This is a genomic window from Mucilaginibacter sp. RCC_168 (assembly GCF_041355315.1).
Classification (GTDB): Bacteria; Bacteroidota; Bacteroidia; order Sphingobacteriales; family Sphingobacteriaceae; genus Mucilaginibacter.
The window spans coordinates 18,816-40,527 of the sequence record NZ_JBFUPN010000035.1 but is presented as its reverse complement, the minus strand read 5'-3'; the positions used below and the strand labels follow the sequence as shown (position 1 = coordinate 40,527).

Annotated in this window: 20 protein-coding genes; 13 read left to right on the top strand and 7 right to left on the bottom strand. The window is 42.5% G+C overall.

The features are described from left to right. Positions 1 to 75: 75 nt before the first annotated feature. The 4 genes from AB6735_RS25970 to AB6735_RS25955 form a co-directional block, all read right to left on the bottom strand. On the bottom strand, positions 76 to 822 hold the full coding sequence (locus AB6735_RS25970; protein ID WP_370999111.1) for a tyrosine-protein phosphatase: 747 nt from the start codon (positions 820 to 822) through the stop codon (positions 76 to 78). 48 nt (positions 823 to 870) lie between these two features. Further along, on the bottom strand, positions 871 to 1,923 hold the full coding sequence (rfbB, locus tag AB6735_RS25965) for a dTDP-glucose 4,6-dehydratase (RefSeq protein ID WP_370999110.1): 1,053 nt from the start codon (positions 1,921 to 1,923) through the stop codon (positions 871 to 873). A 125-nt stretch (positions 1,924 to 2,048) separates the two neighbouring features. Further along, complete coding sequence (gene galE, locus AB6735_RS25960) at positions 2,049 to 3,068, bottom strand: UDP-glucose 4-epimerase GalE (protein WP_370999109.1); 1,020 nt, start codon at positions 3,066 to 3,068, stop codon at positions 2,049 to 2,051. A gap of 15 nt (positions 3,069 to 3,083) precedes the next feature. Continuing rightward, complete coding sequence (locus AB6735_RS25955; RefSeq protein ID WP_370999108.1) at positions 3,084 to 4,070, bottom strand: UDP-glucuronic acid decarboxylase family protein; 987 nt, start codon at positions 4,068 to 4,070, stop codon at positions 3,084 to 3,086. Positions 4,071 to 4,243: 173 nt separating this feature from the next. Between AB6735_RS25955 and AB6735_RS25950 the strand changes: the two genes are divergently transcribed. The 8 genes from AB6735_RS25950 (at position 4,244) to AB6735_RS25915 (ending at position 11,177) form a co-directional block, all read left to right on the top strand. Continuing rightward, positions 4,244 to 5,485 (top strand): 3-deoxy-D-manno-octulosonic acid transferase, encoded by a 1,242-nt coding sequence (locus tag AB6735_RS25950; protein WP_370999107.1) that lies wholly within the window; start codon positions 4,244 to 4,246, stop codon positions 5,483 to 5,485. 74 nt (positions 5,486 to 5,559) lie between these two features. Next, the gene (locus tag AB6735_RS25945) at positions 5,560 to 6,369 is read left to right on the top strand and encodes an alpha/beta fold hydrolase (RefSeq protein WP_370999106.1); all 810 of its coding nucleotides are present in this window, start codon (positions 5,560 to 5,562) and stop codon (positions 6,367 to 6,369) included. A gap of 3 nt (positions 6,370 to 6,372) precedes the next feature. Next, complete coding sequence (locus AB6735_RS25940; protein ID WP_370999105.1) at positions 6,373 to 6,996, top strand: lysophospholipid acyltransferase family protein; 624 nt, start codon at positions 6,373 to 6,375, stop codon at positions 6,994 to 6,996. A gap of 128 nt (positions 6,997 to 7,124) precedes the next feature. Next, entirely contained in the window at positions 7,125 to 7,751 is a 627-nt protein-coding gene (locus AB6735_RS25935) for a 1-acyl-sn-glycerol-3-phosphate acyltransferase (protein WP_370999104.1), read from the top strand. A 2-nt stretch (positions 7,752 to 7,753) separates the two neighbouring features. Further along, complete coding sequence (locus AB6735_RS25930; RefSeq protein ID WP_370999103.1) at positions 7,754 to 8,842, top strand: glycosyltransferase family 2 protein; 1,089 nt, start codon at positions 7,754 to 7,756, stop codon at positions 8,840 to 8,842. After that, positions 8,821 to 9,495, top strand: a complete 675-nt coding sequence (locus AB6735_RS25925; protein ID WP_370999102.1) for a carotenoid biosynthesis protein — start codon at positions 8,821 to 8,823, stop codon at positions 9,493 to 9,495. The genes AB6735_RS25930 and AB6735_RS25925 overlap by 22 nt, the downstream gene beginning before the upstream one ends. A gap of 104 nt (positions 9,496 to 9,599) precedes the next feature. Next, complete coding sequence (locus AB6735_RS25920; protein ID WP_370999101.1) at positions 9,600 to 10,451, top strand: 4-hydroxy-3-methylbut-2-enyl diphosphate reductase; 852 nt, start codon at positions 9,600 to 9,602, stop codon at positions 10,449 to 10,451. 30 nt (positions 10,452 to 10,481) lie between these two features. Next, positions 10,482 to 11,177 (top strand): fatty acid desaturase, encoded by a 696-nt coding sequence (locus tag AB6735_RS25915; protein WP_370999100.1) that lies wholly within the window; start codon positions 10,482 to 10,484, stop codon positions 11,175 to 11,177. A gap of 153 nt (positions 11,178 to 11,330) precedes the next feature. Here AB6735_RS25915 and AB6735_RS25910 read toward each other — a convergent pair whose 3' ends face one another. Beyond that, a complete protein-coding gene (locus AB6735_RS25910) occupies positions 11,331 to 12,191 on the bottom strand; it encodes a menaquinone biosynthesis family protein (RefSeq protein ID WP_370999099.1) in 861 nt (286 codons plus the stop codon). 89 nt (positions 12,192 to 12,280) lie between these two features. Then, entirely contained in the window at positions 12,281 to 12,901 is a 621-nt protein-coding gene (gene mqnB, locus AB6735_RS25905; RefSeq protein ID WP_370999098.1) for a futalosine hydrolase, read from the bottom strand. A gap of 185 nt (positions 12,902 to 13,086) precedes the next feature. Between mqnB and AB6735_RS25900 the strand changes: the two genes are divergently transcribed. The 4 genes from AB6735_RS25900 to AB6735_RS25885 all read left to right on the top strand — a co-directional run bounded on the left by AB6735_RS25900 (position 13,087) and on the right by AB6735_RS25885 (position 19,055). Continuing rightward, positions 13,087 to 13,503 carry a 6-pyruvoyl tetrahydropterin synthase family protein gene (locus AB6735_RS25900; RefSeq protein ID WP_370999115.1) on the top strand — a complete coding sequence of 139 codons (417 nt, stop codon included), beginning with the start codon at positions 13,087 to 13,089 and terminating at the stop codon, positions 13,501 to 13,503. Between the two features lie 9 nt (positions 13,504 to 13,512). Continuing rightward, positions 13,513 to 14,157: a GTP cyclohydrolase I FolE gene (gene folE, locus AB6735_RS25895; RefSeq protein ID WP_370999097.1), complete on the top strand. Its 645-nt coding sequence runs from the start codon at positions 13,513 to 13,515 to the stop codon at positions 14,155 to 14,157. Positions 14,158 to 14,317: 160 nt separating this feature from the next. Continuing rightward, complete coding sequence (fabD, locus tag AB6735_RS25890; RefSeq protein ID WP_370999096.1) at positions 14,318 to 15,205, top strand: ACP S-malonyltransferase; 888 nt, start codon at positions 14,318 to 14,320, stop codon at positions 15,203 to 15,205. A gap of 238 nt (positions 15,206 to 15,443) precedes the next feature. Further along, positions 15,444 to 19,055 carry an ATP-binding protein gene (locus tag AB6735_RS25885; RefSeq protein WP_370999095.1) on the top strand — a complete coding sequence of 1,204 codons (3,612 nt, stop codon included), beginning with the start codon at positions 15,444 to 15,446 and terminating at the stop codon, positions 19,053 to 19,055. A gap of 105 nt (positions 19,056 to 19,160) precedes the next feature. Here AB6735_RS25885 and AB6735_RS25880 read toward each other — a convergent pair whose 3' ends face one another. Then, on the bottom strand, positions 19,161 to 19,718 hold the full coding sequence (locus AB6735_RS25880) for a YfiT family bacillithiol transferase (protein ID WP_370999094.1): 558 nt from the start codon (positions 19,716 to 19,718) through the stop codon (positions 19,161 to 19,163). A gap of 89 nt (positions 19,719 to 19,807) precedes the next feature. Between AB6735_RS25880 and AB6735_RS25875 the strand changes: the two genes are divergently transcribed. Then, on the top strand, positions 19,808 to 21,634 hold the full coding sequence (locus AB6735_RS25875; RefSeq protein ID WP_370999093.1) for an FAD-dependent oxidoreductase: 1,827 nt from the start codon (positions 19,808 to 19,810) through the stop codon (positions 21,632 to 21,634). The last annotated feature ends 78 nt before the right edge of the window (positions 21,635 to 21,712 follow it).

The following is a 21,712-nucleotide window of genomic DNA, read 5'->3' as shown; positions in this document are numbered from 1 at the left end:
AAGTATCAAGATTTTAAAAAAATCATGTCTTTGAAAAGTAGTCTCGATACTTGATACTAACTACTTGATACTCCCCTACATCAGCAAAGTATTTTTCAGCGGGTAATCAAAGAGTAGTTTCTCAATGTAAGTAGTATGCAGGGCATCCTTTAGTGCAGCGGCGTGTTTAGGGTGGTGCATGTCGCTTGATATGAAATCAATCAATTCATTATCTATCAGGCTTTCGGCCAATTTTTTTGATTCGCGGCCATAATACCCGGTTAGCGAAATTGTATTCAGCTGAAAATTACAGCCCCAGTCATGCAGGTTTTTAAACTGTTCCAGATCCATATAAGGATATCTTTCAGGGTGGGCCAGGATTGGCTTGTAGCCCCTGTCGTTCATTTTTTGAATAACCGATATGGCATTAGGTGGTTTATTAATGAACGAGAACTCAAATAAGGCATAATTATCGCCCATGGTAAGCAGTCTGTGTTCCTCAACACGGGCTTCAAAGGTTTCGTCAAAATAGTGCTCGGCTGCTGCTTCAACGGGTATATCAATGTTTTCCTTTGCCAGTTCGGTTTTTAATATATGGAGCGCGTTATTAATGGTTTCGGGGGTATTCCTGTAAAAATCAACCATAATATGCGGGGTAGCAATAATTTTTTTTATCCCCAGCTCCATCATCTTACGGACCAGGACAATGGAGTCTTCCGGCGTTTTAGCACCATCATCAATTCCGGGTAATACATGCGAGTGCATATCAACCATGATCGAGTCATAGTTAAAGTTCGTATGTCTCTTTTCTTTTTCCGGCTTCTTTTTAAATAACCCAAACATAATTATGCGCAGTTAATTATTTTTTTGGTGACTATGCGTACGGTATGGTTAGCGATTGGCATATTGTTCGCTATAATATTGCTGATAATGGCCCGATGTAACGTTTTCCAACCACTCTTCATTAGCCAGGTACCAGTCGACAGTTTTTTCCAATCCTTCTTCAAAGGTTATTCCGGGTACCCATCCTAATTCATCTTTAAGTTTGGAGGCATCTATGGCATATCTTAGATCGTGACCGGCCCTGTCTGTTACAAAAGTGATCAGTTTGGCCGATTCTCCTTCAGGCCTGTTCAGCTTTTTGTCGAGTATGGTACATAACAAATTGATCAGGTCAATGTTCTTCCATTCGTTATGGCCGCCAATGTTATAGGTTGATCCGGCTTTTGCTTTATGGAAAATCAAGTCGATGGCGCGGGCATGGTCTTCTACCCAAAGCCAGTCGCGTATGTTTTCGCCTTTGCCGTATACCGGTACAGGTTTACTTTGTTTAATATTATTAATGGCCAGAGGGATCAATTTTTCGGGAAAGTGATAGGATCCATAGTTGTTAGAGCAATTGGATAGTACGGTGTTCATGCCATAAGTATCCTGGTAGGCACGTACAAAGTGATCTGAGCTGGCTTTTGATGCCGAATAAGGCGAATGCGGATCATATGCCGTTTCTTCGGTAAACATACCATCATCGCCCAGGGAGCCATAAACCTCATCGGTTGAAACATGGTAAAAACGGGTTTGGTCATAGCGTCCTTTCCAGTTTTCACGGGCCGCGTTAAGCAGGTTAACGGTACCCACTACATTGGTCATCACAAACTCCAGCGGACTAACAATTGAGCGGTCAACATGCGATTCGGCAGCCAGGTGTATCACTGCATCGGGTTGTTCGGTGGCAAATAACTCGTTAATAAAAGCTATGTCAACAATATCGCCTTTTACAAACCGGTAATTGGGTTCATTTTCAATATCTACCAGGTTAGCCAGGTTACCGGCATAAGTCAGTTTATCTAAATTGATAATGGTATAATCGGGGTAGTTTTTTACAAAACGGCGCACTACATGTGATCCTATAAAACCTGCACCACCTGTAATAATTATTTTTTTCATCGGTAGAATATTAATGGACACTAATTGCACGAATTTAATTGAATTTGACTAATTGGCGCATTTTAAGCAGACAATTTGATTGGCGAAATTCGATTAAATTCGTGCAATTAGTGTTTATTTTGTTTTTATAACGGATTTTGTGATATGTATTTTTCCCATTCCCAGGCCGACAGCATCATGGTATCAATACCCAGTTCGGCCTTCCAGCCCAGCTTATTTGTTGATTTGGTTACATCGCCCCAAACTTTTTCTACATCACCAGGGCGGCGCGGGCCAATCTGGTAATTTAATTTAACACCGGTAGCACGTTCAAACGCGTGTATCACCTCTAATACGGTACTGCCATTGCCGGTACCGATATTAAATACATCATACCCGGTAAAGCTTTCCTTTTCGGCCAGTTTCAAGGCTGCCACATGTGCTTTGGCCAAATCAACTACGTGGATATAATCGCGTACACAGCTGCCATCGGCAGTATCATAATCGTTGCCAAATACGGTTAGTTTTTCACGCTTACCAATAGCGGTTTGGGTAATAAAAGGCACCAGGTTTTGGGGTACGCCAATAGGTAATTCACCTATAAGCGCGGTTTCATGAGCGCCTACCGGGTTGAAATATCTTAATGATATTACTTTGTAGTTACTGCCGGAGGCTACCATGTCGGTCAATATCTCTTCGGCTATTTGCTTGGTGTTGCCATAAGGCGATTCTGCAGGTTTTACCGGCGCGTTCTCGGTAACAGGCAGTATATCCGGCTGCCCGTAAACTGTACAGCTTGATGAAAAAACAAAATTTAGCGGTTTACCGTAATAAGCTTCCAGTAAGTTGATGAGGGAGTAAAAATTATTACGGTAATACTTAAGCGGTTTTTGTACCGATTCGCCTACTGCCTTAAAAGCGGCAAAATGAATAATGCCATCAATATCGGGCTCGTTAACGGCCAGTTCCTTTACGCTTTGTTCATCGCTCAGGTCAAGCTTGTGGAAAACAGGTTTATATCCTATTATCCGGGCTATCTGGTCCAGTATTTTAGGGTCGGAGTTTGATAGGTCGTCAACAATAACAGGTTCATAACCTGCATTTACCAATTCAACAACGGTATGCGATCCAATAAAACCCAAACCGCCGGTTACTAATATCTTCATTTTAATTAGTGTATATTAACGTTTATTATAGTACGCAAAATCCTTGTGGTTTATTTCTTTTTCGGGCAGGGATTTAAAATAATCCAGGGTGATCTTTAAGCCCTCGCTCCGGGATACTTTGGGCTCCCATCCTAAAATAGCTTTAGCCTTGGTAATATCCGGCCGGCGTTGTTTAGGATCATCAACCGGTAAAGGCAGACTGATGAGCTTTTGATCGGTTCCGGTTAGCTTGATGATCTCTTCGCCAAATTGTTTAATGGTGATCTCATCCGGGTTACCAATGTTTACCGGTTGTGCGTAATTACTGTGCAGCAGGCGGTAAATGCCTTCAACCAGGTCGTCTACATAACAAAACGAGCGGGTTTGTGAACCATCGCCAAACATGGTTAATGATTCGCCTCTTAGCGCCTGCCCAATAAAGGCGGGTAATACACGCCCGTCATTTAAGCGCATCCTGGGGCCATAAGTATTAAAGATCCGTACAATGCGGGTCTCCAGGCCATGAAAAGTATGATAAGCCATGGTAATGGCCTCCTGGAAACGTTTGGCCTCGTCATAAACACCTCTTGGACCTACCGGGTTTACATTACCCCAGTATTCTTCGGGTTGGGGGTTTACGTTCGGGTCGCCATAAACTTCCGAGGTTGAAGCGATCAGCATCCGGGAACCTTTGGCCAATGCCAGCCCCAGCAAGTTATGTGTACCCAATGAACCTACCTTTAAGGTCTGGATCGGGATCTTTAAATAATCAATAGGACTTGCCGGTGAAGCAAAGTGCAGTATGTAATGCAGCTCGCCGGGAACATGTACAAATTTGGATACATCATGGTTATAAAACTCAAAATTCTCCAGTTTAAACAAGTGTTCAATATTACGCAGATCGCCGGTGATCAGGTTATCCATGCCAATTACATGGTAGTCTTCTTTGATGAACCTGTCGCACAGGTGCGAACCCAGAAAGCCGGCTGCTCCGGTTATTAATATCCGTTTACGAGTTGACATATTTTATTGTTTGGTTCACTGGTTCATTAGTTCACAGGTTCATTGGTGAACGCGGCAACAGACCATCGATATAAGGCAGGTACCAATAAACTAATGAACCAGTGAGCCAATGAACATTAAACTATTGTTATTACTTTTATGCCCGGCTAAGATAATCATTCATACTTAAATTGATGTTTTTATATAACATTGGGATCAAATTATATTACTTCACTGTATGGTTCGCCTCGTTTTTTAACACCAAAGCCAACTTGTGGATAAATGGGCGCCGGCAACAAAAAATACAGCCATTGAACGGGAGTATCTGGTTCCATTTTGCCTCCCTTGGCGAATTTGAACAAGGTCGGCCAATTCTGGAAGCTATGCGTGAGCAGTATCCCGGCAAAAGTATTGTGGTTACTTTTTTTTCTCCATCGGGCTATGAGATCAGGAAGAATACCCCCCTTGCCAATGCCGTTTACTATCTGCCTTTGGATACCAAAAAAAATGCCCGTCATTTTATTGATACTATAAAGCCGGCTATGGCCATATTTACCAAGTATGAGTACTGGTATCATTATTTTAAGGAGCTAAACAGGCAGAATATTCCGTTATATATTGTCTCTGGTATATTCAGACCTGGACAAGTGTTTTTTAAATGGTATGGCGGTTTGCACCGTAAAATGTTGAGCTTTGTTACGCATTTTTTTTTGCAGGACGAAAGCTCCAAACAACTGCTTAATAACATAGGGATTACTAACGTAACCGTGAGCGGTGATACCCGTTTTGACCGTGTGTGGGCCAATGCGCAAAACCCAAAAGAGATAGCCGGAATAAGTGAATTTAAGAACGGGCAAAAGCTTTTTATAGCTGGCAGCACCTGGCCCGAAGATGAAAAACTACTGGCTACCCTGCCTGTACTATACCCCGACTGGAAATTTATTTTTGCCCCGCACGAAATTGGAGAGGAAAAAATAAACAACCTGATGAACTTATTACCAAAGGGTTCGGCAATAAGATATTCTCAATTAAAAGATACCCAATCGAATCTCAAATCTCAAATCTCAAATCTCAAATCTCTTGTTATAGATAACATCGGTATGCTGTCATCTTTATATGCCTATGGCGATATCGCTTATATTGGTGGTGGGTTTGGGGCAGGTATTCATAATACTCTGGAAGCCGCGGCTTTTGGCCTGCCTGTTATTTTTGGCCCGCATTATTTAAAGTTTAATGAAGCACGGGAGCTGATAGCGCTGAAAGCAGGTTTTAGTATCAGCGATGAAACACAACTAAAGGGTATTGTAGATACTTTGATCACCGACGAAGCTTTTTACAGCACAACCAGCAAAAAGATATACAGTTATGTACAAGAGCATACCGGTGCTACCCAAATGATCATGAGCCCCCTAACCCCTAAAGGGGGAACTTTCTGAAATGCTTCAGGTAATAAAAACATTTGCATATTTGCAGATCAAAGAATTCCCCCTTTAGGGGGTTAGGGGGTTAAATGGGTTTTTTATATCTGCCCGGTTTGGGTAAAGCGCATTTTCATGAATACGGTACCGGCGAAAAACCGCTGCTGGCTTTTCATGGCTATGGCATGACGGGTAAGCAGTTCCATGTGCTCGAGCGCTCTATCCTGCCCAAATACCATATTTACGGATTCGATCATTTTTTTCATGGGGGCAGTAAGCTGGAAGGCTGGACAGAAGAGCAGATCACCGCCGGTATGCCCAAAAATATGGTGTGTATATATATGCAGGAATGGTTTAAAGCCTATGGCGAGCAGCGGTTTTCGGTGATGGGTTACTCCATTGGCGCCAACCTGGCCTTGATACTGTTGGAAGAATATGCTCATTTAATTGACGATGTGATATTAATGGCTCCGGATGGGCTGTCGGTATATAAAGGGTTTCATTTTTTGCTGCACAACCCGATGGGTAAGTTCCTGTTTCGGCGAGTAACCAAAAGCAAGTGGCTGGCTCCCTTTGTACTAAAAACTGTAAAACGGATGGGTTTGATAGATCATAACCTGTACCAGATAGCCTATAATGAAATTGATAGCGAACAAAAGCGACTGGATACTTATTATACCTTAAATTTGATCCGTTTATTGAAACCCGATGTGGAAAAAATAGCCACTCAGATCAATCAGTATAAAATAAATTGCCAGCTGATATTTGGTAAGGACGATAAACTGTTCCCCAAATCTGCAGCGATGCCTTTTATTGAAAAGCTGGATAACGCCGAGGTGCACGAACTGGCCCTGGGTCATTGGTTGGTTATTAAGGCATTGGACGAATATTTAGTACGATAAATTATGTTGCCATCGCGCCAGAATGATACTTTAAGCCGAATGTTTTACCGCTTTATGCGCTGGTGGATGAGCCGTAATTTTAAGGAGATCAACATACAGCCGTTTGAGCCGCGCCCGGGGCACTCCATATTGCTGCTTACTAATCACTTTAGCTGGTGGGATGGTTTTTTTGCCAACTATGCCGCCTTTAATAATTTAAAGCGCCGCCTTTATATCATGATGCAGCATGATCATTTTTTGAAGCACTGGTATTTTAAATACCTGGGCGCTTTTTCTATGAAAAAAGGCTCGCGCGAAATGCTGGAGTCGCTTACCTATTCGGCCGGACTGTTGAACAATCCGGAAAACCTGGTCACTATTTTTCCGCAGGGGGCATTGTACTCCAATCATGAAACCTATATTCATGTAGAAAATGGTATTGAGCGATTGATCAAACAGATCAAAGGTCCCTGCCAGGTAGTTTATCAATGTACATTGATTGATTATTTTGAGGGCCTGAAACCACGGGCCTATATACATCATTTTGACTGTGGTGTTGCCAGCGAGGTGCCGTTTGAGGAGTTGAAACAACGCGTCAATAATTTTCATCAGCAGGCCTTAAAAAAACAGGCCAATATGGAGCACTGATTAAATTTAGGATTTCGGATGTTCGATTTCGGATTTAATTTTGATTTTGAACATGAACTAAACAAAAGTCCGAGTACATTTAAATATATAAATCCAAAATCGGACATCCGAATTCCGAAATCAAAAAAATGGTCTACAACAAGAAGAACATATTTTTTAACCGTGTCATTCATTACTATGTGAAGTGGGCCGTAGGTCGGCATTTTCATGAAATGTTGTTCAATGTTATTGAAGTGGATAAAAGCAAATCGATATTACTGATAGCAAACCACTTTAGTTTTTGGGATGGATTGATTTTGTATTGTTTAAATGAAAAACTGCTGAAAAAAAAGTATCATGTAATGGTGGAGAAAGAAACGGTTCATAAACTCAACTATTTAAAGTTTGTAGGGGCATTTTCTATCACTAAAAAATCAAAAGATATTATTGAGTCGCTTAATTATGCCGCTGAACTTTTAAATGATCCGCAAAATCTGGTACTTATCTTCCCACAGGGGAAACTGTTTTCCAATTATGTGGAGGATGTTCATTTTGATAAAGGCGTATTGCGAATCATGCAAAAAGCGGTTGGCAAGTTCCAGCTGGTTTTTTCTTCAATATTTATTCAATACTTTAAACACAAAAGACCAACTGCTACCGTTTATTTAAAAAGCGAAACCGGAAATTTTACTGATAAAACAATAGTTGAATTAAAAGAAGCATATCAGCAACATTACAGCAATTCAAAACTTCTTCAAACTAAATTTGATATATAAAAGTGATCATTGCCATATCAATAACCTTCTTTTTTATTATTCTGCGTTTTACAGTAACCCTGTTTAATTTTATATCCAATCCCAAACTGCACCGGGTAGCTAAGGCCTATCCGGATAGAGTATCTATCCTCATACCGGCCCGTAATGAGGCAGATAATATCCTTTTGTTGCTACAGTCTATCCATGAGCAGGAGTATCAAAATTATGAAGTGGTTATACTGGATGATGAATCAACGGATAATACTTATGCGGTTTGTGAAGCTTTCGCCGAAAACCATTCGCGTTTCCGGGTAATCAAAGGGAGCAAATTGCCCGATGGCTGGATAGGTAAAAACTACGCCTGCCATCAGTTGGCTCAGCAAGCCGATGGCAAGTATCTGCTTTTCCTTGATGCCGATGAAGAGGTAAAAGAAGGTTTGATCAATAGCGCGGTACACCGGATGCACCTGCATCAGTTAGGCCTATTGAGCCTGTTCACCAATCAGCAAATGGAAAGCCCCGGCGAAAGGGCCGTAGTGCCGCTCATGCATTTTATATTATTAAACTTGTTGCCTGTACGACTCATATACCTGGTGAAAAATGCTTCGGTTGCAGCGGCAAGCGGGCAGTTTATGTTGTTTGATGCTTTTACATATCACCAGCACCAATGGCACAAAGCGGTAAAAAATAAAGTGGTAGAAGATGTTGAGATAATGCGCTTAATTAAGGCCAACGCCTATAACGGCGAGGCCCTGCTGGCCAACGGCATGATCAGATGCCGCATGTATAAAAGTTATAACGAGGCCATAAAGGGCTTTAGTAAAAATTTTCTGGCTGCTTTTAATTACAGCATCATCGGCTTTTTAATTTATATCATACTCATCATCGGTGGACCGATGATCGTGATCATGACACTGAATTTACCCCTGCTGTTGTTTATGCTGGGCTTAATAGCCCTAAGCCGCATCATGATCTCGCTGTTATCAGATCAAAACCCGGTAAGCAATATTATTATGCACCCTGTACAAATGTTCAATATGCTTGTTATAGCAGTTCTATCCATACAAAAATATCTCACCAAAACAACGGTATGGAAAGGGCGCCGGATTTGAAAAATCCACTAAAAGGAGCCACTTCGCGGCCACAGCGCATATCTATTATCATCATTATATTATTTCATGCTGTGGGTTTAATAGGCTGCTCATTGCCGGCAACAGATATATTATTTTTAAAACTGGTGCCCTGGCATTTGCTGTTGATGACCGTTATAATTATATACAACCATGATCAGTTAAGGGGTCGGTTTTTTGTTTTTGGCTTGCTCATCTTCGTTATTGCTTTTGTGGCAGAGCTGATTGGTGTGCATACAGGTTGGCTGTTTGGCAACTATGCTTATGGCGAAACGCTGGGTACCCAACTATTCCGTGTACCGCTCATGATCGGTGTAAACTGGTTCTTGCTCACCTACTCAACCGGGGTACTGTTGCAAAGAAGTCGTATCAAGAGCCGCATTATTCGGATTTTAGTTGGCGCTCTTATCCTGGTGCTGCTTGATGCATCGATAGAACCCATGGCCATGCATTTTGATTACTGGCATTGGACCGATAACCATATCCCCCTAAAAAATTATGTTTGCTGGTTTGGGTTAAGCGCATTGCTGCTTTTTGTTTTTGATCAGTTTAAGTTTAAGCCGCAAAGTAAAGTAGCTTCTGTGTTGCTTATTATGCAGTTTATCTTTTTTATGGGCTTGGAATTGCTGAACTGAGGGCTGCACAAGACTTGCGCTAAAAGCGTATCGTTTTAACAAAAATTAACGAAATCACATAATCATTACCATCAACGTTTTTTTTGCTGTAAATTTGCAACACCATGGGAGAGTATCAGTTAAAGGTTACTATTGATCAGGATTCGGGCTTTTGTTTCGGGGTGGTATATGCTATTGATATGGCTGAGGAAATATTGGCCGAAGATGGCTATCTGTATTGCCTGGGCGATATTGTGCATAACGACGAAGAAGTTGAACGCTTAAAAGCGCTGGGTTTGCGGATTATTGAACATAGTGAACTGGCAAACCTGCGTAACGAAAAGGTACTTATCCGTGCACATGGCGAAGCTCCTGATACATACCGCATCGCTTTAGAAAATAATATTACGCTGATAGATGCCTCCTGCCCCGTGGTTTTAAAACTCCAAAACCGTATCAAAACATCGTACGATGCTAATGAGAAGATCCTGATATTTGGTAAGCACGGACATGCCGAAGTTATTGGCCTGGAAGGGCAAACCAATAATGAGGCCATCGTTTTTCAGGATATTGCAGAATTGGACAATGTAGAGCTTCCTGAAAATATTACCCTGTATACCCAGACCACCAAAAGCATGGAAAAGTTTTATGGTATAAAAGATGAGTTGATTGCCCGGGGATACAACCTTAAAGCCAATGATACTATTTGTCGCCAGGTATCCAACCGGGATAAGGATCTGCCCAAATTTGCCAGCAAGTTTGATAAGATCGTTTTTGTATCGGGCCGTAAATCATCAAACGGAAAGGTATTGTTTGAAGTATGCCGCAAGCATAATCCCAATACATACTTCATATCATCAGCAAGCGAATTGGATAAAACCACCTTTTCGCCAAATGAGACCATTGGTATTGCCGGTGCCACATCAACCCCCATGTGGCTGATGCAGGATGTAAAGGCCGCGCTCGAACAATTTTAACAGCACGCTTTTTGCTGTTGTATAACCATCATGCCAAAAAGCCCTTCAAATACAGGTTTATTTATTGCCATGCTCGTTATTGGCAGCTGGGTGGTCAGCATTATTTTATTAATGCGCTGGCATTTCAGCTTTGCTAATCCCCTGGTTTACCTGTTTGTGCTTATTCAAATGCACCTGTACACGGGTTTGTTCATCACCGCGCATGACGCCATGCATGGAACCGTGTCACCTAATCGGACATTGAATAACCTTACAGGGTACATTTGTACTTTTTTATACGCCTCGTTCTGGTACCCCCAGTTATATACTAAACATCACCAACACCATAACCACGTGCATACCGCCGATGATCCGGATTATCATGAGGGCGGTTTCTGGAGCTGGTATGTAAGGTTTATCCGCAATTATTTATCCGTATGGCAAGTTGTGGTGATGGCTCTTTTGTTCAATATTTTAAAGTTCTGGGTACCGCAGCCAAACCTGATTCTGTTTTGGGTAGTGCCATCGCTGTTAAGCACATTGCAGCTATTTTATTTTGGGACCTATCAGCCACACAAAGGCGAACATAATAATCAATATTTTGCCAGGAGCCAGCGGCGCAATCATGTGCTGGCTTTTTTGAGTTGTTATTTTTTCGGGTATCATTATGAGCACCACGATTCACCGGGGATACCCTGGTGGAAATTATGGAGAGCCGCTCAGTCCTCCGAAAGAGGAGACTTTTGATTAACGGGAAAGGGTCAAAAGCAACGTCAATTACGCATCGGTTTGGCTGTCGTGAATAGCTTGTCGAACTATGATGGGCAAGCCTCTGCGCCCGATCCTTCGAGAAGTTCAGACTGACAGGCCCTTTATCAGTGAAACTAAAGTTTCGCCTTTTTAATGTGCAAGTGAAGTCAAAAATAGCTCTTCTTTTATTGCCGGGATGGTTTGATTGGCCAGCGCGGTATCAAAAAGCAGATTGATGGCTTTCCGGCCTTCTTCGCCCAGGTCAATAGAGTATTTGTTTACGTAAAGCTCGATGTGTTTGTACATTACCTCTTCGCTCATTTCCTGTGCGTGCGAGCGGATAAACTCCAGTCCGGATTTTGGATTGGCGAAAGCAAACTCTACCGATTTGCGCAATACCCGGTTTAATTTATGCTGAACATCAAGGGGTAAGTTGCGATTGGCTACAATGCCGCCTAAAGGTATGGCACACCCGGTTTGTTTTTCCCAGTAATCGCCCAGGTCCAGGATCTTTTTTAGTCCTTTGTCCTGATACGTGAACCGGTTTTCGTGTATGATCAAACCCACATCAACACGACCTTCCAGCACCGCATTTTCAATATCCGAAAACACTAATTCCACCTTATTGGTAGCATTGGGAAATGCGTAGCCTAACAAAAAATTGGCGGTAGTGTATTTGCCAGGAATGCCGATAGTGAGTGGTGAGTGGCGAGTGGTGAGTTGTAAATGGAGCTTTTCAGGATTTTTGTTGCATATCAGCATGGGGCCTACACCGTAACCGAGGGCGCTGCCGGCATCGAGCAATACATATTTATCGGCCACGTAGGCAAAAGCATGATAGCTTAGTTTGGTTACATCCAGTTCACCGCGAAAGGCTTTTTGATTCAGGGTTTCCACATCGTCGTAAAACACCTCAAAGTCAAGGCCTTCGGTATCAATTTTATGATGTATCAGGGCGTCGAAAATAAAAGTATCGTTAGGGCAGGGCGAAAAGCCGAGAGTTAGTTTCATAGTAGGTGTGTTGCGTGGTTCGTGTTGCGTGGTTCGTGTTGCCAGATTAATATGCCCCCGCAACACGTGTCCCGCAACACGAACCTCAATTAATTATTAATGATCCGGGTAACCAGCTCAATGGCAAAGTTATTCAGATTTTTAATGGCAAGCTGTATGTCCCAGTTGTCGCGGTTACGTTTTTCTACATAATTTGACACTGATCTGATCTGCAGGCAAGGTGTGTTGAACTGGCGGCAGGCATAAAAAAATGCGGCGCCTTCCATCGTCTCTATCTGCGGGTTTAATCTCCGTTGTATTTTTTGGATAGATTCTTCGTTGCCATGCACGGTATTCACCGTAATGGCTTTTGCCTTAGCCAGGTAAAGGCTGCTGCAAACCTGCTCCAAAGTGGTAGTAGGTTTAAACATATTTTCGCCAAAGCCCAGTGTGGTAATGGGGATAAATTCCTGGTCATCCTCGGCTCCGGTTTCGGCAAAAGTATCTTCGGTAATTTCAACAACGTAACCCGGGGTAATGCTGCGGTCGAAGCTGCCAGCAATACCCAGATTGATCACCAGATCGTACTTGTGCATATTAAACTGGCGGCCAAGGGCAAAGGCGGTGGGTACCATGCCTGCGCCGGTTATCAACACATCCAGTTTATTTCCAAAACAATTTACTAAAGGTTCAACCTCGAAAGAGGTGGCTGCTACAATTAATATGAGCATATTGGTTTTTTTTATAATACAGGCCTCACCTAAATCCTCTCCAGGGGAGAGGCCTTTAACTTTATTTTTTTGAACCCTCTCCATTGGAGAGGGCAGGGTGAGGCTAAGTATTGGTTTTTTTTGACCGCTAAGATAAAACAACTCAGCTATTTTTGTTTTGTATATTTGCACCCACAAATATTATGATGATACATATTACGCGCAAAGAACATTTTAATGCCGCTCACCGGATGTACCGTGAGGAATGGAGCGCTGAAAAAAACTTTGAGGTATTTGGCAAGTGTGCCAACCCCAACTGGCATGGACATAACTACAACCTGTTTGTAACCGTTAAAGGCGAAGTTACGCACGCTACAGGTTACCTGATAGACCTGAAAGAGCTGAAAACCATCATTAACGATTACGTGATCGAAAAACTTGATCATAAGAACATCAATAAGGATGTGCCTTTTATGGAAGGCAAAATGGCATCGACAGAATTATTATGTATTGAGATATTTAACCAGCTTAAAGAGCCTATTGAAGCTTACGAGGGTGTTTTTTTACACTCGGTTAAATTGTATGAAACCGAAAACAATTCTGCCGAATACTTTGGTGGATAATTTGACAAGATGATAGATAAAGAGCACCTCCCTCATCGCGATGATGATGACGATCTGGATGGATATACCAAGGTTGACCGTTATAACCCTACGCTTATCCAAAACCTATCCAGGAATTACCTCGACGTTTTAAAGCAAATTGGCGAAAACCCTGAGCGCGAAGGTTTGTTAAAAACGCCCGAGCGCATGGCTAAGGCCATGCTGTACCTTACTCATGGCTATGACCTGGATGCTAAGGAAATCCTGAACTCGGCTATGTTTAAAGAAGATTACAGCCAGATGGTGATTGTAAAGGACATTGAAGTATACTCTATGTGCGAACACCATATGCTGCCTTTTTTTGGTAAAGCCCATATTGCTTATATCCCTAACGGATATGTGGTGGGCCTAAGCAAAATACCGCGTATTGTTGATGTTTTTGCCCGTCGCCTGCAGGTACAGGAACGTTTAACTAATGAAATACGCGATTGTATACAGGAAACTCTGAACCCTATTGGTGTAGGGGTTGTTATTGAATGCCGCCATTTGTGCATGAGCATGCGTGGGGTACAAAAACAAAATTCGGTAACTACCACATCGGCATTTACCGGTGAGTTTTTAAAAGAGAAAACCCGTACAGAATTTTTAAATTTGATATCGGCTAAGTTGGGTTAAGCCCGGGATGAGAAGCAAGAGATAAGAATCAAGAACCAAGAGAAAAAAAAACAGGAGATCGGGGACTGGATAAAATAAATCCGAAACGGCGTAGCCCTTTTTAACACCATTATAAACTAACAATAGTTAAAAATCGAACATCCGAAATCCGAAATAAAAAATGAAAGCATATATTTTTCCGGGGCAAGGCTCCCAGTTTCCAGGCATGGGTAAAGATCTGTATGACCAATCAGATAAAGCCCGTGAATTATTTGAAAAAGCTAATGAGATACTGGGTTTCCGTATCACCGAAGTGATGTTTAATGGCACAGCCGAAGACCTGGTGCAAACCAACGTTACCCAGCCGGCCATATTTCTACACTCGGTTATTTTAGCTGCTGTTTTGGGCGATGAATTTAAACCGGAAATGGTTGCGGGTCATTCACTGGGCGAGTTCTCTGCTTTGGTAGCTGCCGGTGCATTATCATTTGAAGATGGATTACGTTTAGTGGCCGCACGTGCCAATGCTATGCAAAAAGCCTGCGAACTGCAGCCATCAACAATGGCGGCTATTTTAGGCCTGGACGATTTTACGGTAGAAGATGTTTGCCAACGTGCAGCTGCTGTAGTGGTGACCGCTAATTATAATTGTCCCGGTCAGTTGGTAATATCAGGAAGTATAGAAGGGATTGACGAGGCCTGCGAAAAGTTGCTGGCAGCGGGCGCCAAAAGGGCGTTGAAACTTAAAGTTGGCGGCGCATTCCACTCCCCGCTGATGGAATCGGCAAGAGTTGAGCTCGAAGCAGCCATTGTTGCTACCGAGATCAAAGAACCTGTTTGCCCGGTATACCAAAACATTGATGCCAAACCTTACACGGATACGGCGTCCATAAAACAAAATTTAATAGCCCAACTTACCGGACCGGTGAGATGGACACAAACTGTAAAACATATGCTGGAAGATGGGGCAACATCATTTACCGAAGTAGGGCCGGGCAAAGTACTGCAAGGACTGGTAAAAAAGGTGGATATGGCGGTGCCCACCAGCAGCGCAATTTTACCACAATAACAGTGCGGAGATAGAGGTGCGGGTGCGGGGATCGAGGTACGCGGATCGGGTTACAAACGCCCGAACCTCGCAACCCGATCCCTGAACCACTATTTAAAACTTTACATATACAGGAAATTTGACTATCTCAGGAAAAATACGCTTGTTGCTTACCTTAATAGGCCTTAGTTTATTAATTACGGCCATTATTGTTCAAAAAGAGTACTCACCTGTAAACAACCTCGTAAAAGCCGGCACTATGCTAGAACATAACCTGCATAAAAAGGAGGCTTATGTAAATGAGCTGATCAATAACAGGCTGAATTTCAGATTACTAAAATATCTGCCAGATAATGAGCAGGATGCCCTTAACGATATTAATGATGTCACGGTTAATAACCGTATATTGTTTATAACACTGAAAAATAATAATTTGCGGTTTTGGAGTGGTATAAGGGCTATTCCGGATAATCCGGGAGCTATAAAAGAGGGCTATTCCTTTATCAGGCAACCCAACGGCTACTACGAAGCCATCAGAAAAACCAAAGGCGATTTTTCGGTTATCTTTTTTATTCCTATAAAGATCAACTACGCGTTTGAAAATCAGTATCTGCAAAACACATTTGATAAGGATCTGGTTAAATATAACAATATTGAAATAGCTGATTATACCGACAGTAACATCTATGAGGTACATAGCAGCAACCATCGTTATTTATTCTCCATAAAACTAAAGGCTAACAGCGTTAATTATGCTTTTGTTTATTATGAGCTGGCGTTTTGGATATTAACCGTGATGGTGTTGTGTGTTCTGATGCACAAAATATGTAGTTATATTGCTTTAAAAGGTTATGCGGTATTATCCATTATATTGCTGGCGGCATTTATCGTATTGTTCAGGTATATTAACCTGCATTATAATCTGCCCGATTTTGCTTATACACTATCGGTATTTAACCCAATATATTATGCTTCCAGTGTAGTATATCCCTCCCTTGGCGATTTTTGTATCAACATTCTGTGTATGTGCTGGTGGATTACTTTTATCTATCTGCAACGGCGGAGGCTATTTACGGTTGTACCCACCAAAACGGTTGGCTATTTTATTGTAATAGCCAGCATATTAATACTTATTGCCAGCTCAACACTGCTGCTAAATTTGTTTTATGGACTCATCATCAATTCAAAAATAAGTTTTAATGTAAATAATGTACTCAGTCTTTCGGGCTTCAGTTTACTTGGCGTAATAATGCTCTGTTTCAGTTTCCTGATATTTTATATTGTTGATGAGATCATCCTTTCTATTTGTCTCCGCCTATTAGTATCCAGGTCACATCAGCTATTCCTGCTGTTGCTGGGGGTAGTTGCAACAACCATGGTTTTCGCCTTGTACCGGGAATATACATCGTTCTATCTTTTGTGGAGCATCATCGTTATTATCCGGGCTTACGGACATTTATTTCACAAGGGGCGGCTTAATGGTACAACACTCCTGGCTATTATACTGATATGCGCCCTTATTTCGGCCATTAAACTTAACCAGTTTGAAAGTGTGAAGGAACGGGAAACACGTAAAGCGCTTGTTCAGAAACTGGAGGTGCCGGATGATGCGACAGCCGATTATATTTTCAAAAAAATAGAAGGACAGATCATTACCGATACCGCTATTATGGCATACTTTACCCCGAATGCTGTACATAATAAGGATTTCCTGAAAACCCGTTTCCAGAAGCTATATTTTGATGGCTATTTGTCGAAATATGAATTTAAAGTACACGAGTATAATGAGCTGGAGCAACCCTTAACAGATGATAATTATGCTTTAAATGTATTTAAGGATCTTGTTTTATATAGTTCATTTAAGGTATCAGATTATTTTTACCGGGAGAATGAATCGTTCGGATTTCAAAATTACTTTGCCATTTTACCCGTTAATTACAGCGGCAAGCAATTAGGTACCCTGGTAATTGAATTAAAATCAAAGCCATTGCAGCCATCTGGCACCTTTCCGGAGCTGCTGGTTGATGGGCATATAAAACCGGAGGATGAGTTTAAGGATTATTCGTACGCGTTTTATATTGATAATAAACTGCTGAGCCAAAAGGGTAATTATGTTTATACATTGGATAATACCGAGTTCAAGGGCGTTATTAAAAAGTATATTATTAAAACCACCCGTAGTAACAACGCCGAGTGGTATGATAGCTTTACAAGCTACAGCCATTTAATATATAAGCCCAGCAAACGTAATTTAATTGTGGTAAGTAAAGAGGAAAATCCATTGTATAACGGGATCACCTCTGTTACCTTCTTTTTTGTAGTACTGTTGGTTTTTAGCACTATTATTTTAACCATCAGGTGGTTAAGAATGCGCACAAGGATCTGGAGCATCCATGATCATAAACTAAAATGGGGCTTTAAAATAAACTTCGACAGGATATTATATCGAACGCGGATCCAGTTCTCAATGGTATTTGCTGTAATGATCACCCTCCTGATGGTTGGTTTTATCACCTTTGTGTCCATCAGCACGCAATACCATACACAGCAGGATAAAATGATCCGCGATAAGATAACCCGTATAGTTACAGCTTTTGAAAGCGGCGCGTTCAACAAATATATATATAATGTTAACGAAGAAAGCCAGGTAAGCTTTAATGAGCTGGCCAATAATTACTCAACCGATCTTACCTTATTTGATACCAACGGGGTGCCGCTGGTAACCACCCAGCCTAAAATTTATGAGTATGGGTTAACTGCCAAAAGAATGAATGCCAAAGCCTTTATTTATCTGAGCAGGCTACAAAAATCTGAGTTTGTAAATGAAGAAAAAATAGGAGGCTTAAGTTATAAGGCGGCCTATGCGCCTATTATCAGTTCAAATAAAACCATAGCGTATATTCAGCTGCCTTATTTTTCGAACGAGGCTGATTACCGGGAGCGTATCAGTTCCTTGCTCAATGTAATGATCAATGTGTATGCGGTGGTGTTTTTGGCTATCGGGTTGTTCGCGGTTATTATAGCCCGGCAAATTACTGCGCCACTAAACTTTATACAGGAAAGTTTAAGTAAAACCATATACGGGAAAAAGAACGAACACATTAAATGGGCACGTAATGACGAGATTGGGGCGTTGATATCTGAGTATAACAAAATGATATCGGCACTGGAGAACAGCGCACACCGCCTGGCCCAGTCCGAGCGGGAGAGCGCCTGGCGCGAAATGGCCAAACAGGTGGCCCATGAAATTAAAAATCCGCTAACACCCTTAAAATTGGGCTTACAGCTACTGGACAAATCATGGAAGGATAAAGATCCTAAGTTTGATCAGAAATTTGAGCGTTTTAGCCGGTCGTTTGTAGAGCAGATCGAAAGCCTTTCGTCCATTGCATCGGAGTTTTCGGCCTTTGCCAAAATGCCCGATACCCGCATTGAACAGATCAATATTTTTGAAATGCTGGGGCAGGCGGTTACTATTTTTAAACAAATGGATAATATTCTGATAGCCTATCAGCCTCCCGAAACCCCATTTATGATCAATGCCGACCGCGATCAGCTACTGCGTTGTTTTAATAACCTGCTCAAAAATGCTATTGAAGCAACCCCGCCGGACAGGCAAGGGGTTATCGATATTAACTACCTGGTCACCAGCAAAAACGTACTGCTCACTATTAAGGATAATGGGAATGGTATCCCCGAAAACATGCGTGAAAAAATATTTGAGCCTAACTTCACCACCAAAAGCTCTGGCACCGGTTTGGGACTTGCCTTTGTTAAAAACTCCATTGAAAACGCTAACGGCAAAATCTGGTTCGAAACAACCATAGGCAGTGGCACCTCTTTTTACCTGAGCTTTCCGGCCGCCATTTAAGCTAAAAGCCTAAGGCAAAAAGCCCAAAACAAAGAACATGGTGATTTTTAATAAACAATTATAAAAGGCTTTCGGCTTTGAGCCTTTCGCTTTCAGCTTTTTGCTTTAAGCCTTCAGCTTTTCGCTTTCAGCTTTCTTCTTGAATTTTTTTACTGTTTCAGTAACATGGGCCAGATGGTGATTGCTGTGCCAGGCATAAAGTCCAAGCCCCTTGATGAGCGAAACCGTATCGCCGGATGCCGGGTGAACAAAGGTGCGCGACCATTCATTTTCTGTAAAACTTTCAAACAGGGCAACAAAATGCTGATGGATACCTTCCAGCATTTTTAAGGATGGTTCAACCGGCAGGCGGTAATCTGGCAGCAGGGCCCAGTCGGCCTCTTCATAGGGCTTTATTACCGGGTTGTTTTCGGTTAAAGCAAGCTTAAAGCGGGTAATAGAGTTCATGTGGCTATCAGCCAGGTGGTGTATCACCTGGCGAAGTGTCCAGCCTCCGGTACGGTAAGGCGTATCCAGTTCCTGGTAGTTTAAGCCGGCAATGGCATGTCTTAATTTACCGGGCAGGGTCCGTATATCCTCTATCCATTCGCGTATATCCTCGTTGGTATATGATGCCGGCGGCGTAAATTTCCCGATCGGGAATTTCATTTGTTCGTCTGTCATGTGCTGTAAAAAAATTTAATTTAGGCATAATTTAAAACTACCACAAGCTTTTGCTATAAATTAGCGTTCTGTACCTATTTAATAAACCGATGGTTAAAAAAATATTATTAGTACTCCTGCTTTTAAATGCCTCATTTTTATATGCACAAACCATCAAAACCGATATACTGGTGATAGGTGGCGGGGCTGCCGGAACCGCGGCCGCTATACAGGGTGCACGCAGTAAACTAAAAACCATATTGGTTGAACCCGGACCATGGCTGGGTGGCAGCATGACCGCCGCCGGCATGTGTGTAGTGGAAGGCAACAGGAACCTGCCAACGGGTATCTGGGGCGAATTCCGCAGGCATGTGCGCGATTTTTATAAGAACAGGCTGGGTTATGATACCACCTATAACGCCACCCTGCGTTTTGAACCATACACTGGTGCGGCTATCCTCAAAAAAATGACCGATACCGTTAAAAATCTCACAGTAAAATTAAATACCCCGTTTACCGACATTGAAAAAGATGGCACGGGCTGGCAGGTAAGTATTACCGAAAATAACCGAACCACCACTATAAAAGCCAGGGTAGTAATTGATGCTACTGAAACCGGCGATGTAGCAGCCAAAGCAGGTGAGGTGCTCCTATCGGGTTTTGACAGTTCGAAGGATACCGGCGAAAGTTTAGCCCCGGCCACAGCTTTGCCACGCATACAGGATATTACCTGGATAGCTATTGTAAAAGACTTTGGGAAAACAGCCGATAAAACGATGCCCAAACCACAGGGTTATGATGCTGCGGAGTACGCCTGTCTGAAAGGAAAAAATATCAGCAAAATGCTGGCTGAGGGCAGATTGCCCAATGATAAATACATGATCAAATGGGCAGGATGCGGTAACCAATACCCAACCACTGCCGATGATCTGAAACCCGCCAACCGGGATGCCTTTTATGCTAAGGCTCGTTTGCACACCCTGGGTCTGATATATTACCTGCAAACGGAACTGAGTTTTAAAAACCTGGGATTGGATGATGAATATCCAACGCCTGATCACCTGCCTTACCTTCCCTACATCAGGGAGGCCGGCCGTGCCAAAGGCTTGGTCCGTATGACACTGGACGATCTGTACCAGCCTTATGATCGCCCGGTAAAACTGTACCGTACGGCTATAGCAGTTGGCGATGCTTCGCCGGGACAACATTATGGAGAAGGCACCGCGCCAAAAACAAACTATCCGCCATTTATGGCTTACAGCATCCCGCTGGGTTCTGTCGTGCTTAAAGATCTGGATAATTTACTGGTTACAGAAAAAGCGCTGTCGGTATCGCATCTGGTGAATGCCAGCACTATGTACCCTTCGGTTCAAATGGCTGTGGGGCAGGGTGCGGGGGCAACGGCTGCTTTTTGCGCTTTCTTTAAAACCACTACCAAAAAATTAAATGTGCGCATAATACAAGGCGAACTGCTTGATTTTAAAGCCTGGCTATTGCCTTTTTCGGATATCAAACCAAACGACCCTTATTTGAGGTCGATGCAGCAGATAGGCGCTACGGGTTTACTTAAAGGGGTACCAAAAATAAACGGCAACAGCGCACAGCTGCTATTTATGCCCGATTCTGTAGTGAGTACTGCGGAAGTGGAACCTTTTTTTAAGGAGATATACGCCCGTGCTTTTTTATGGTTTAATAAAGAAAAACCAGGCGAAAAATTTACACAGGGTAACCTCCTGTCGTTCATTAGCGAGATCACGTTGACCGAGCCTAAAACCCTGCAGATAAGCTTGCAGAAAGCCTGGAAAACACAGTATAAATTCAACTCTGATTTTGATTTGAACCGACCGGTTACCCGGCGGGAATTTGCCGTTTTGGCTAACAAGTTTTTAAACCCCTTCGCCCGTACAGTTGATCTTTCCGGGAGGATGGTGAATTGAAAAAACAGTATGCATCTCTTTTCGCCGCAGGCGAAAAGAGATGCATACTGTTTTTGGGAATTCAGGAAGACGATCTGG

Excerpts from the sequence above, each read along its gene's own strand:
- AB6735_RS25955 (WP_370999108.1), bottom strand. The coding sequence starts at position 4,070 with ATGTCAACTCGTAAACGGATATTAATAACCGGAGCAGCCGGCTTTCTG.
- fabD (WP_370999096.1), top strand. The coding sequence starts at position 14,318 with ATGAAAGCATATATTTTTCCGGGGCAAGGCTCCCAGTTTCCAGGCATG.
- AB6735_RS25940 (WP_370999105.1), top strand. The coding sequence starts at position 6,373 with ATGTTGCCATCGCGCCAGAATGATACTTTAAGCCGAATGTTTTACCGC.
- folE (WP_370999097.1), top strand. The coding sequence starts at position 13,513 with ATGATAGATAAAGAGCACCTCCCTCATCGCGATGATGATGACGATCTG.
- AB6735_RS25880 (WP_370999094.1), bottom strand. The coding sequence starts at position 19,718 with ATGACAGACGAACAAATGAAATTCCCGATCGGGAAATTTACGCCGCCG.
- AB6735_RS25875 (WP_370999093.1), top strand. The coding sequence starts at position 19,808 with ATGGTTAAAAAAATATTATTAGTACTCCTGCTTTTAAATGCCTCATTT.
- AB6735_RS25885 (WP_370999095.1), top strand. The coding sequence starts at position 15,444 with ATGCTAGAACATAACCTGCATAAAAAGGAGGCTTATGTAAATGAGCTG.
- AB6735_RS25910 (WP_370999099.1), bottom strand. The coding sequence starts at position 12,191 with ATGAAACTAACTCTCGGCTTTTCGCCCTGCCCTAACGATACTTTTATT.
- AB6735_RS25925 (WP_370999102.1), top strand. The coding sequence starts at position 8,821 with ATGGAAAGGGCGCCGGATTTGAAAAATCCACTAAAAGGAGCCACTTCG.
- rfbB (WP_370999110.1), bottom strand. The coding sequence starts at position 1,923 with ATGAAAAAAATAATTATTACAGGTGGTGCAGGTTTTATAGGATCACAT.
- AB6735_RS25900 (WP_370999115.1), top strand. The coding sequence starts at position 13,087 with ATGATACATATTACGCGCAAAGAACATTTTAATGCCGCTCACCGGATG.
- mqnB (WP_370999098.1), bottom strand. The coding sequence starts at position 12,901 with ATGCTCATATTAATTGTAGCAGCCACCTCTTTCGAGGTTGAACCTTTA.
- AB6735_RS25935 (WP_370999104.1), top strand. The coding sequence starts at position 7,125 with ATGGTCTACAACAAGAAGAACATATTTTTTAACCGTGTCATTCATTAC.
- galE (WP_370999109.1), bottom strand. The coding sequence starts at position 3,068 with ATGAAGATATTAGTAACCGGCGGTTTGGGTTTTATTGGATCGCATACC.
- AB6735_RS25945 (WP_370999106.1), top strand. The coding sequence starts at position 5,560 with ATGGGTTTTTTATATCTGCCCGGTTTGGGTAAAGCGCATTTTCATGAA.
- AB6735_RS25915 (WP_370999100.1), top strand. The coding sequence starts at position 10,482 with ATGCCAAAAAGCCCTTCAAATACAGGTTTATTTATTGCCATGCTCGTT.
- AB6735_RS25920 (WP_370999101.1), top strand. The coding sequence starts at position 9,600 with ATGGGAGAGTATCAGTTAAAGGTTACTATTGATCAGGATTCGGGCTTT.
- AB6735_RS25970 (WP_370999111.1), bottom strand. The coding sequence starts at position 822 with ATGTTTGGGTTATTTAAAAAGAAGCCGGAAAAAGAAAAGAGACATACG.
- AB6735_RS25950 (WP_370999107.1), top strand. The coding sequence starts at position 4,244 with ATGTTTTTATATAACATTGGGATCAAATTATATTACTTCACTGTATGG.